The organism is Micromonospora profundi (assembly GCF_011927785.1).
Classification (GTDB): domain Bacteria; phylum Actinomycetota; class Actinomycetes; order Mycobacteriales; family Micromonosporaceae; genus Micromonospora; species Micromonospora profundi.
Window position 1 is genome coordinate 6,720,649 of sequence record NZ_JAATJK010000001.1, and the last position, 11,979, is coordinate 6,732,627.

Annotated in this window: 7 protein-coding genes; 4 read left to right on the forward strand and 3 right to left on the reverse strand. The window is 70.6% G+C overall.

Annotation, left to right across the window (positions count from 1 at the left end):
• Positions 1 to 3 precede the first annotated feature (3 nt).
• Complete coding sequence (truA, locus tag F4558_RS30245) at positions 4 to 852, forward strand: tRNA pseudouridine(38-40) synthase TruA (RefSeq protein ID WP_167946989.1); 849 nt, start codon at positions 4 to 6, stop codon at positions 850 to 852.
• Positions 853 to 908: 56 nt separating this feature from the next.
• On the opposite strand, the gene F4558_RS30250 is transcribed toward truA, so the two are convergent.
• Positions 909 to 1,967 carry a hypothetical protein gene (locus F4558_RS30250; RefSeq protein WP_245241378.1) on the reverse strand — a complete coding sequence of 353 codons (1,059 nt, stop codon included), beginning with the start codon at positions 1,965 to 1,967 and terminating at the stop codon, positions 909 to 911.
• Between the two features lie 101 nt (positions 1,968 to 2,068).
• Between F4558_RS30250 and F4558_RS30255 the strand changes: the two genes are divergently transcribed.
• The 3 genes from F4558_RS30255 to F4558_RS30265 all read left to right on the forward strand — a co-directional run bounded on the left by F4558_RS30255 (position 2,069) and on the right by F4558_RS30265 (position 5,424).
• Positions 2,069 to 2,674, forward strand: coding sequence for a class I SAM-dependent methyltransferase (locus tag F4558_RS30255; protein ID WP_167946993.1), 606 nt, complete (start codon positions 2,069 to 2,071; stop codon positions 2,672 to 2,674).
• Positions 2,675 to 2,714: 40 nt separating this feature from the next.
• Positions 2,715 to 4,394 carry an ABC-F family ATP-binding cassette domain-containing protein gene (locus tag F4558_RS30260; RefSeq protein ID WP_167946995.1) on the forward strand — a complete coding sequence of 560 codons (1,680 nt, stop codon included), beginning with the start codon at positions 2,715 to 2,717 and terminating at the stop codon, positions 4,392 to 4,394.
• 67 nt (positions 4,395 to 4,461) lie between these two features.
• Entirely contained in the window at positions 4,462 to 5,424 is a 963-nt protein-coding gene (locus F4558_RS30265; protein WP_312877418.1) for an aldo/keto reductase, read from the forward strand.
• A gap of 84 nt (positions 5,425 to 5,508) precedes the next feature.
• Here F4558_RS30265 and F4558_RS30270 read toward each other — a convergent pair whose 3' ends face one another.
• Together F4558_RS30270 and F4558_RS30275 are read right to left on the reverse strand one after the other, a co-directional pair.
• Positions 5,509 to 6,054, reverse strand: coding sequence for a hypothetical protein (locus F4558_RS30270; protein WP_167946997.1), 546 nt, complete (start codon positions 6,052 to 6,054; stop codon positions 5,509 to 5,511).
• A gap of 70 nt (positions 6,055 to 6,124) precedes the next feature.
• A complete protein-coding gene (locus F4558_RS30275) occupies positions 6,125 to 11,968 on the reverse strand; it encodes a ThuA domain-containing protein (protein WP_167946999.1) in 5,844 nt (1,947 codons plus the stop codon).
• Positions 11,969 to 11,979 lie beyond the last annotated feature (11 nt).

The window sequence follows — 11,979 nt, forward strand, 5'->3', positions numbered from 1 at the left end:
GAGGTGGACGAGCGGATCCGGCTGCGGCTGGACGTCTCGTACGACGGTGCGGACTTCTCCGGCTGGGCTGCCCAGCCGACCCGGCGCACCGTCGCCGGGGTGCTCGTCGAGACCCTGGACCTGGTCCTCGGCGCCGGCACGGCAACCGGATTGACGGTGGCCGGGCGGACCGACGCGGGGGTGCACGCCACAGGTCAGGTCTGCCACCTCGACCTTCCCGTCGACGTGTGGCGGCAGCACGAGGGACGGCTGCTGCGTCGGTTGGCACGGCTGCTTCCCACCGACGTGCGGGTGACGGCGATGACCGAGGTGCCCGCCGACTTCGACGCCCGCTTCTCGGCCACCTTCCGGCGCTACGAGTACCGGGTCACCGACGCGGTGTTCGGTGCCGAGCCGCTGCGCCGGCACGAGGTGTTGGCCTGGCCGAGGCCGCTGGATCTGGCCGCGCTCAACGCGGCGGCGACCGGCCTGGTGGGAGAGCACGACTTCGCCGCGTACTGCCGGCGCAAGGAGAACGCGACGACGCTGCGCGAGGTGACCCGGCTGGACTGGCGCCGGGAGCCGGACGGCATCCTGGTCGCCACCGTGCAGGCGGACGCGTTCTGCCAGGCGATGGTGCGCAGCCTGGTGGGGGCGATGCTGGTGGCCGGGGACGGCCGCCGCCCGGTCGAGTGGCCGGGCAGTCTGCTGACCCGCCAGGAACGCTCCAGCGAGGTGACTGTGGCGCCCGCGCACGGGTTGACACTGGTGGCGGTCGGTTACCCGGCCGACCCGACCGAGTACGCCCGCCGCGCCGACCTCACCCGCCGCCTGCGTGTCGCCGCCGAAGCCTCGGCACCGGTCGAAGGCTGACCAAACGACGACGGGTGTGCCACCGGTCGGCGGCACACCCGTCAAACGGGCTCGCGTCAGTCGCCCGGCAACTCGTCGTCGTCGCCGCTCTGGCTGCCGCTGCCCTCGGTGGGCGCCGGCGTCGGCTGTACGGCCATCGCGGTGTCGGCCCGGCGTTGCAGCACGCCCCGGCTGAGGTGCACCTCGATCATGTCGAACAGCACCTCCCGGATCTTGGCGTCGCCGGACTTCACGGCGGCCCCGTCGGCGCGGACCACCAGGGCGTACGCCAGGTAGTGCCCGCGGACCTGCCAGCCGACCCGCGCCGGTGCGCTTGTCAGCGCGTCGGTGCCGTCGTCGTCGCCGGTGGTCAGACCCCGGAAGCGGCCCTGCCGTTCGTCGAGCAGTTGCCGGAGCCGGTCGCGGGTCCGTTCCGCGCTGACCTTGTCGGTGAGGTTGAACAGGCCCGTGGTGACCAGGTGGTCGCCGCTCGGGGATCGCAGGGTGGCCCGTACGACCTGGTTGCAGCCGAGGCGGACCAGCAGGTCGGCCACCTCGCCGGTGGCGGCGACGGCGCAACTGCCGCTGGACTGCGTCTTGAGCACCTGGTAGGCGGGCTGGCCGTCGGCGAGCTTCAGCTGCTTGCCGGGAAAGAGTTCCTTGGCGGTGAGCGGGGCCTGGTCGGTGTCCCGGGAGTCGAGGTCCTGTCGCTGGGCGGGGGTGGGCGCGGCGGCGTTCGGCTGGAGCGTCGGGGTGGTCTGGGGCTCCTGGTTGCGGTCCGCCAGCAGAGCGGCGGCGCCCAGGCCGCAGAGGGCGAGCAGGACCAGGACGGCGGCACCGCCGACGACCGCCTGCCAGAGTCGTCCGCCGCTGCGTCGGGTGGACGGATCCACCGGCTGGGCGGAGGTGTAGACCTGACCGAGCGGCGGGCTGGCCGGGGTGGCGGCGCGGGCGGCCTGTGGTGGTTGCGTCGAGGGCAGCATCAACTGGTTCGGCCGGGGCAGCGACGGGGCCGGAAAGCGCGACGGGGAAGGCCCGGCCGCCGGCGGTGGCCCGGCACCGAGCGCGGGCAGGTCGGACCCGGGCTCCGGGTACTCCTCGAATGCGTCCTCATCGGACTCGTACCGATACACCATGTTGCCCAGAGTAGGAGCCATTGTCCCTTTAGGGGCAATAATGGGGAATGTGCATGTGGGCCGTGTCGTGAGCATGCCGAGCCGGTGCGAGAATTGCCGACGTGACCGGCGACCACTACTTCAGCGCTCAACCCGCAAGCGAAGCCCCGGCGCGCGAGGTCGAGTTCACCGTCGCCGACCGCGACTACCGGCTCGGCTCGGCCGGCGGGGTCTTCTCCGCCAGCCGCCTCGACCCCGGCACCGCCGTACTCCTGCGCAAGGCAGACCTTCCCGCCGCCGACACCACAGGTGACCTGCTCGACCTCGGCTGCGGGTTCGGCCCGATCGCCTGCGTGCTCGCCGACCTGGCACCGGCGAGCACCGTCTGGGCGGTCGACGTCAACGCCCGCGCCCGCGAACTCACCGAAGCCAACGCGGCCCGGGTTAACGCCGCCGACCGGGTCCTGGTCCGCGCGCCGGACGACGTGCCGGCGGAGGTTCGATTCGCCCAGCTCTGGTCCAACCCACCCATCCGGATCGGCAAGGACGACCTGCACGAGTTGTTGCGGCGCTGGCTTCCCCGGCTCGCTCCGGACGGCGTCGGCTGGCTTGTCGTCGCCCGCCACCTCGGCGGCGACTCGCTGCACCGCTGGCTCACCGACGAGGGCTGGCAGGTCGAGCGGTACGCCAGCCAGAAGGGGTTCCGGGTGCTGCGGGTCACCCGGTAATTGGATGTCCCCCCGGCCCGCGCTGGGGCAGTATCCCGGCGTGGGATACGTGGACGTGGCAGCGGTCGGGCACATCCTGCCCGACGGTCGGGAACTCTTCGCCGACGTGTCGTTCCGGGTCGGTGAGGGCAGCAAGGTCGCCCTTGTCGGGCCGAACGGCGCGGGAAAGACGACGCTGCTGAGGATGGTCGCCGGTGACCTGCCGGTGCGTACCGGCGCCGTCGCGCGCGCCGGCGGGCTGGGCGTGATGCGCCAGTTCATCGGCATGATCGGCGACGAGACGACACTCGCCGACCTGGCGCTGTCGCTCGCCCCGCCACTGCTGCGCGACGCCGGCCGCCGGCTCGCCGAGACCGAGGCGGCCATGCGGGCGGCCGAGGTCCGCGGCAAGTTCAGCAGCGCCGCAGGCAAGGCACAGTTGGCGTACGCCGACGCGCTGGGCGCCTGGGGCGAAGCCGGCGGCTACGACGCCGAGGTGCTCTTCGACACCGTCGCCACCATCGTGCTCGACAAGCCCTGGGACGCAGTCCGGGACCGGCCGGTGCGCACCCTCTCCGGCGGGCAGCAGAAGCGCTTCGCGTTGGAGTTGCTGCTGCGCGGCCCGGACGAGGTGCTGCTGCTCGACGAACCGGACAACTTCCTCGACGTACCCGGCAAACGCTGGCTGGAGGCGCGGCTGCGCGAGTCGGTCAAATCGGTGCTCTACGTCTCGCACGACCGGGAACTGCTGGCACAGACCGCCGACCGGGTGGTCGCCGTGGAGGGTGGCAGCGCCTGGGTGCACCCGGGTGGCTTCGCCAGCTGGCACGAGGCCCGGACGAACCGGCACGCACGCCTCGACGAGCTGCGTCGACGCTGGGACGAGGAGCACCAGAAGCTGCGCGAGCTGATGCTGATGTACAAGCAGAAGGCGGCGTACAACGACGGGTTGGCCTCGCGCTACCAGGCCGCGCAGACCCGGTTGCGCAAGTTCGAGGAGGCCGGGCCGCCGCCCGTACCCCCGAAGGACCAGGACATCCGGATGCGGCTGACCGGCGGGCGGACCGGCAAGCGCGCGGTCATCTGCGACCAGCTGGAGCTCGACGGCCTGACGTTCCCCTTCGACCTGGAGATCTGGTACGGCGACCGGGTGGCGGTGCTCGGTGCCAACGGCACCGGCAAGTCGCACTTCCTGCGGCTGCTGGCCCGGGGCGGCACCGACCCCGACCCGGCCAACGGGCCGGTCGACGGTGCGGGCGCGCTCGCCCCGGTGGCGCACGAGGGCACTGCCCGGCTGGGTGCCCGGGTCCGCCCCGGGCACTTCTCCCAGACACACGACCGGCCGGAGCTGACGGACAGGACGCTTGTCGAGATCCTGTGGCGGGGCGACGAGCACCGCACCGGGATGGACCGGCACGCGGCGATGGGGGTGCTCAGCCGCTACGAACTGGCCGCGCAGGGCGACCAGCGCTTCGGCACTCTCTCCGGCGGGCAGCAGGCCCGATTCCTGGTGCTGCTGCTGGAGCTGTCCGGGGCGACCCTGCTGCTGCTCGACGAACCCACCGACAACCTCGACCTGGCCAGCGCGGAGGCACTGGAGGCGGGCCTGAACGCCTTTGAGGGGACGGTGGTGGCCGTCACCCACGACCGCTGGTTCACCCGCTCGTTCGACCGGTTCGTGCTGTTCCGGGGCGACAGCGAGGTGGTGGAGACCCCGGAGCCGGTCTGGGACGTGGGCTGAGAGCGAAGGAAGGGCCCCTTACTAACGCCAGGCGTTAGTAAGGGGCCCTTCCTTCGCTGGGCATAGGGTGGATCTCGTGACTGAGATGACCTATCGCCGGCTGGGCGACTCCGGGCTCGTGGTGTCCGTCGTCGGCATCGGCTGCAACAACTTCGGCCGCAAGCTCGACCTCGACGGCACCCGCGCGGTGGTGGACGCCGCCCTGGACGCCGGGATCACCCTTTTCGACACCGCCGACATCTACGGCGAGCCGCAGGGCAGCTCCGAGGAACTGCTCGGGCAGGCCCTCAAGGGTCGTCGCGACGACGTCGTGGTGGCCACCAAGTTCGGCATGGACATGAACGGCCTCAACGGGCCGGACTTCGGTGCCCGGGGCGCGCGGCGCTACATCGCCCGCGCAGTGGAGGCGTCGCTGCGCCGGCTCGGCACCGACCACATCGACCTCTACCAGATGCACGAGCCCGACCCGGGCACCCCGATCGACGAGACCCTCGCCGCTCTCGACGACCTGGTCCGCGACGGCAAGGTGCGCTACCTGGGCAACTCCAACTTCTCCGGGTGGCAGATCGCCGACGCCGACTGGGTGGCCTCGTCCAACGGTCGGTCCCGCTTCATCAGCGCGCAGAACCACTACAACCTGCTGGAGCGCTCGGTCGAGGCCGAGGTGATCCCCGCCTGCGAGCGGTTCGGCCTCGGCATGCTGCCGTTCTTCCCGCTCGCCAACGGCCTGCTCACCGGCAAGTACAAGCGCAGTGAGCAGCCTCCTGCGGGCAGTCGGCTCTCCGGCGGTGGCCGGTACGCCGAGCGCCTCGCCGCAGCCAACTGGGACACCATCGAGGCGCTTGAGGCGTACGCCGCCGAGCGGGGTCTGACGATGCTCCAGGTGGCGATCGGCGGGCTGGCCGCTCAGCCGGCGGTGACCTCGGTGATCGCCGGTGCCACCACGCCCGATCAGGTGCACGCCAACGCCGCGGCCGGCACGTGGGAGCCCAGCGACGAGGACCTGGCGGCGCTGCGCGCCATCGGCTGATCCCGGACGTTCGAACGCGGCATGACTCGCGTTCCCTGAAGTCGGGGTGGTCCGGGGCCGGAACACCCCGACTTCAGGGGCCGATCAGTCGTTCTGGGTGCCGGTGCGGCGGCGACCGAACAGCATCGCCACACCCATCGCGGCGGCGGTGAGCACCAGGCCGGCAGCCGCGATCGGCCACCAACCGCCACCCGCCTCACTTCCGGAGGCACGGTTCGTGTCCGCCGTCACGGCCACCGGCGCGGGAGCCGGCGCGGTCTGTGCGACCTTCGCCTGGATGTCGGCGGTCGCCTTGCCGGGATTCGGTGCCGGAGCGGTCACCGTCACCCGCCACTTACCGGGGGAGAGCAGAGGGCCGCTGCTGTAGAAGCCCTGCCCCTCGGGTGCCGGCTCCAGTTGCACCGGGCCGATCCGCTGCCCGTCCGGACCAGTGCCGGTGAGGACCAACCGCACCGGCTTGTCCAGCCGGTGCCCGTCGCTGTAGGTGGCCTGGATGGTCACCCCTTCGGCGCCGTCACCGGCGACCTCAAGCTTCAGCTTGCCGGTGTGCGCCGCCGCAGGGGCGGTGGAGAGCAGCGCCAGGACCAACCCGACGACCACGGCGGTGAACACCGCACGGATATGAGTCACGGACGTCTCCTCACTGAGCTGAGGAGGCCCCTCCCCGACACCGAGGTGTCGGGAAGGGGCCTCGGATGGATCAGAGCTGGCGACCCGGAGCGAGCCGCGTGACGTCGTCACCCAGTCGCCCGGCACCCTTTACGGGCTTGCCCTTGTTCGCCTTGACCCCGGCGTTGCTGGCCGGCGTTCCGCCCAGCCGCACCGTCATGGCATCGGCGTCGCGGACCAGCACGTCCCGGATCTCCGCCTCGGTCACCAACTTGGTGTCCGCGGCGAGCTTCCGGAAGGCGTCAAGCTCCTTGAGCGCCTTGTTGTCGTTGCCGGCCGCCTCAGCTTTGCGGACGGCGTCGAGCTTCTTCGTCAGATCCTTGTGGGCCTTGGCCGAGAGCCGCCCCGTCGCCTTGAACCGGTCCAGCAGGTTCTGCATGTCCCGGAACGAGGTGGTGACGAAGAACCGGACCGCTGAGGTGGTCTTGTTGCCCGCCTTGTCGGTCGCGGTGACGGTCAGCTCGTGCAGGCCGAGCGGCAGCTCGTACATGGCCTGCAAGGTGCCGCTGGCGTACGCCTTGCCGTCCAGCGTGCCGACCACGGACGCGATGCCCGAGGTCGGGTCGACGGCCTGCCAGGACACCCGTACGTCCTGGCTGTCCCCGTAGAGCTGGCCGTCGGCGATGCCGGACACCAGCAGCGTCGGCTTGGTGCCGTCGATGCGCAGCACCGCCGACTTCAGCGTCTCGGCGTTGCCAGCCTTGTCGGTCGAGCGGAACAGCAGCTCGTGCTGCCCGTCACCGGTCACCTCGATCGGCTCCGAGTACGGCGTCCACGCGCCACCGTCGAGCGACCACTCCACCGACTTGACCCCGGAACCGGCGTCGGTCGAGGTCAGCACGACCGGGATGGTCCCGTTGTGCCAGCCTTCGTCGTTCGCCGGAGCGAACGTCGCCGAGGTCACCGGTGCCGTGGCGTCGATCTTGACCGCAACGGTCTTGGTCGACTCCACGTTGCCCGCCTGGTCCGTCGAGCGGAACCGCAGCTCGTGCTCGCCGTCACCGCTTACCGTCACCGGCTCGGTGTAGGGCGTCCACGCGGTGGCACCGTCCAGCTGGTACGACGTACCGGCCAGGCCGCTGCCACCGGCCTCGTCGGCGGCGGTCAGCGTGACCGTCACCGGGCCGGTGTACCACCCCTCGGTGGGAGTGCCCGACACCGCCGCCGTCGTCACCGGGGCGGTCTCGTCGACCGCCCTGGTGCTGAGCCGGAAGTAGTCGAACGAGGCCGTCTTCGACGCCGTCTGGTTGGCGCCGAGGGTGAACAGACCGACCTTCGGGGTGGCCCCGACCGCGCTGTTCGTCAACGACTCCAACGCCGTCCAGGTCGTCCCGTCGGCCGAGTACGACGCCGTGAACGTGTCGCCGCTGCGGGCCAGCCGCAGGTGCCACACGGCATCGGTCAGGTTGCCCGCCTCCGGCTGCGGGTTCTGGACCGTCCCACCGATCTCGCTGCGGAACTCGATCCGCCGCGTCACCGCCTGGCCGGCCTGGTTGTCCGCGATGAAGTCGAACTTCAGGTAGTTGTCGTCGTCCGCCTGCACGATCAGACCGGCCTGCTGGTACTGCTCGTTCAGCAGGCTGCCGTCGACCTTCGTCTCCAGGGTCCAGTCGCCCGAGGGCGCGGTCTGGAGGATGAAGTTCTTCGGCCCGGTGTTGTCGGTGCCGTAGATGTCACCGTTCGGCACGTCGATCCGCAGCGCGCCACCGGTCACCCGGTAACCCGCCGGGTCTTCCCGCAGGATCGCGTCCCAGCGGCACTTGTCCAGCGTGCTGCCGGTGAACTCGTCCGACGGGTCGACCGGCCCAGCCGGGGCGTCCGGCGTGACCTGGAACGAATCGAAGGCCGCGTCGACCACAGGTGCCTCGGTGCCACCGTTGAGCGCGAAGACCCCGATCCGCGGGTTGGTGATCCCGGCCAGGTCGGCCGACCGGCCGACCTGGGTGAACGTCTGACCGTCAGCCGAGGCGGCGGCGGTCAGGTTCGTCCCGTCACTGGTGATCCGCAGGTACACGGTGTCACCCGCCGGCGCGGCGGCGCTGTCGGCAGACTCGTTGCGAGGCGTGCCGGCCGTCTCCCGGATGAACTCCACCCGACGGCTGCCGTTGTAGAGCAGGTCCACCTTGGCGTAGTTGTCGTCGTCGCCGTAGACCAACAGGCCGGCCTGCTGGTAGTTGGCAGTCACCGGCAAGGTGACCTTGGTGGTCATCTCCCAGGCACCGGTCGGCGCCGCCTGGAGCACCAGGTTCGTGGCGTCGTTGCGGGCGCCGTAGAGGTCGCCCACGCCGGTCGGCAGCCGCAGCGCGCCGCCGCTGACCGAGTAGAGCTGGTTCTCCCGGACCACGGTCCAGCGGTCCTTGTCGAGGCTGGTGCCGTTGAAGTCGTCCGAACGCGCCCCGAAGCAGGACGTGTCCGGAGCGTCCACCCGCACCGGCACCGTGGCGTAGGACTTGGCACCCTTGCTGTCGGTCACCGTGAGGGTTGCCGTGAACGTGCCAGGGCTGGTGTAGGTGTGGCTGGCGTCCAGCGTGGACGCCGATCCGCCGTCACCGAAGTCCCAGGCGTACGTCAGCGGGGTGTCGCCCTCGGCATCGGTCGCCGTGCCGTCGAAGGCGACGGTGACCGGCGCGGTGCCGGTCGCCGGGGTGGCGGTGGCGGTGACCACCGGCGGCGCGTTCTCGGTGACGCCGCGCCCGACGAAGTCCATCCAGTTGACGTTGAACAGCGAGCCTGTCCCGCCGTTCGGGTCGCGGGCAAGGAAGAACAGCGAGCCGCTCGCGGCACCGGTGACCGGCGCGCTCACGTCCGTGTACGTCTGCCACGCGCCGGTCGCCGGCACTGTGGCAGTGGCGACCACCGGTCCGTCGACAGCGCCCGCACGGACCTCGATCCGACCGCCAGCGGCGGCCGACGCGGCCCGGAACCGGATTTCGCTGATGTTCGTCAGGTCCGCCGGGGCCACCGACCACCAGTCGCCGTCCTCGATGAACCCGATGTTCTGACCGCCACCGGCGGTGTCGGAGCCGGTCTCCCGCTGCACGCCGGCGTCTCCGCCGCCCGTGCTCACCGGCGCGCGGCCGGTCGCGGTGAAGTACTCGGCCTGCTTGCGCTTCGGCTGGAGGATCTCGATCGCCCGGCCGGTGAGCGCGCCGGAGCCGCCGTTGCCGCCCTTGTCGGTGTAGGTGGCCTCGAAGACCGCGAAGACGTTCGCCTCGGCGCCGTGCCCGGAGGCGAGCGACGTCTGGACGGTGCCGGTGCAGCCGGTGTGCTGCTCCAACGGGTGAGCGTGCTCGTCGTGGCCGAGCAGCACCTGCAACTGCACCTCGTCGCAGTCGATCTGCCCGTCCTCCGGGTCCGTGACCTTGATCGTGTAGCGGACCTGGTCACCCCAGTCGAAGAACCCGCCGTCCGGCGGGAACTCGATGGTCACCGTCGGAGCGGTGTTGCCCACGGTGACCGGCACGTTGGCCACCGCGGTACGGCCCTTCGGGTTGGTCACTGTGAGCTGGGCGGTGTAGTCGCCAGCCGTCGCGTACGTGTGCGTCGGGTTCGCCTCGGTGGAGGTCTGCCCGTCGCCGAAGGCCCAGGCGTAGGTGAGCGTGCCGCCGTCCGGGTCGCGGGACCCGGCGCTGGAGAAGGTGACGGTCAGCGGTGCCGGACCCGAGGTCGGGGTGGCCGACGCCGCCGCGATGGGTGCGCGGTCCCCGGCGGTGTAGTCGATCCGGTAGACGCCGGAGTTGTCGTTGTTGCCACCGAAACCGCTGCCCCACTCGATCAGGTACAGCGCGCCGTCCGGACCGAACTCGAAGTCCATCGGCCGGATCATGCTCATGCCGGTGAGCAACTGGTTGATGTCCACCAACGACTTGCCGTCGGCGCTCATCTGCATCGTGTACATCTTGTTCTGGTTCCACTCGCCGAGCAGCGCCTTGCCGTCGTAGTACGCCGGCCACTTCCGCGTCGAGTTGAGGTCCGCGTCGTACCGGTAGACCGGGCCGCCCATCGGGGCGCCGCCGCCGCCGATCTCCGGGTACCGCGAGTCACCGGCGTAGCCGTAGTCGACGGTGGCCGGAACGACAGGCGGGAGGTTGGTCAGGCCTGTGTTGTTCGGCGAGTTGTTCACCGGCGCCGCGCAGTCGAACTTCGCTCCGCTCGGGCCGGACGGGAACGTGTAGTCGTTGTACGCCTCGTTCGTGCCCGTGCAGTACGGCCAGCCGTAGTTGCCGGGGGTGACGACGTTCCACTCGACCAGACCACGGGGGCCACGGTTCGGGTTGTCCGCGTTGGCGTCCGGCCCGTAGTCCGCCACGTACAGCGTGTTGGTCTTGGGGTCGGTGCCGATCCGGAACGGGTTGCGGAAGCCCATCGCGTAGATCTCCGGGCGGGTCTTCTCGGTGCCCGGTGCGAAGAGGTTGCCCGCCGGGATGGTGTACGTCCCGTCGTCCTCCGGGTGGATCCGGATCACCTTGCCGCGCAGGTCGTTGGTGTTGCCGGAGGTGCGCTGCGCGTCGTAGTCCTGGCGGCCCGGCCGCTCGTCGATAGGCGTGTACGCGCTCGACTCGAACGGGTTGGTGTTGTCACCGGTGGCCAGGTACAGGTTGCCGTCACCGTCGAAGGTCATGCTGCCGCCCGCGTGGCAGCAGGTGTTGCGCTGCGTGTCGACCCGCAGCACCTGCTTCTCGCTGGCCGGGTTGATGGTGTCGCCGGTCACAGTGAACCGGGACAGCAGGTTGCGGGTGACGTTGTCGTTCGGGGCGTAGTAGAGATACACCCAGTTGTTTGTGGCGAAGTCCGGGTCGAGCCGGATGCCGATCAGGCCGTCCTCGTTGCCGGTGAAGACGTCGAGGTCGATGGCGGTGACGGTGTTGCCGGTGTCCGGCTTGATGATCTGGACCCGACCGTCGCGCTCGATGTAGAAGACCCGCCCGTCCGGGGCGATGTCCAGCTCCATCGGGTTGCTGGTGTTGCTGTCGAGCGTGATCTTCTCGAAGTTGGAGGTCTTCGAGGCGCCGCAGTCGGCGTCGACGACGCCGGCAGCCGTCTGGATGCCACCGAGCAGGTGGCTGAGGAACTCCGGCTCGGCGAACGACTCACGCGTGTGCCCGCCCCCGGTGTACCAGGAACGGCCGCCGTCGAAGTCCTGACACCAGGCCGTCGGGTGGTCGGCGCCCATCGCGCCGGCGCCCGGGTTGTAGCTCTTCTCGTCCAGGCTGGCCAGCACGTGCACGTCCGGCCGGGGGTTGGTCTGGAAGTTGTACCACTCGTCGAAGCGGGACCAGCGGTCCGGCAGCTCCGCGGTGGACGGGTGGGCGTGGTCCTCCACCTTGACGGTGGCCTGCTGGTTCGCCGGGTGGTTGGCGAAGTACGCGCCGACCAGGTCGCCGTACCAGGCCCAGCTGTACTCGGTGTCCGAGGCGGCGTGGATGCCGACGTATCCGCCGCCGGCCTGCACGTACCGCTCGAACGCCGCCTGCTGTTCGGCGTTGAGGACGTCGCCGGTGGTGGAGAGCCAGATCACCGCCTTGTACTTGGCGAGGTTGGCGTCGTTGAACGCCGCGCCGTCCTCAGTGGTGTCCACCGTGAACCCGTTCGTCGCGCCGAGCTGCTGGATGGCGGCGACGCCGGTGGGGATGGAGTCGTGCCGGAATCCGGCGGTCTTGGAGAAGACCAGGACCGAGAAGGGATCGGCGGCGGCGGCCTTCGGTGCCTTCGGCACCACCTGGCTGACGGGTGTGACTGCCTGCGCGTCGTTCGGGGGGACCTGCGCGGGGGCCTTGGCTGCCTGTGCGGGCAGGGAGAACAGAGTCGTCGAGACGAGGGCCAGGGAGAGCAGGGTTGCGGTTAGTGGTACGCGGGCACGACGAGATCGTGACACGCCGCCTCCTA

What these genes read in the sequence shown, in the direction of transcription:
- F4558_RS30250 (WP_245241378.1), bottom strand. Translation starts at nt 1,967, where the DNA reads ATGGTGTATCGGTACGAGTCCGATGAGGACGCATTCGAGGAGTACCCG.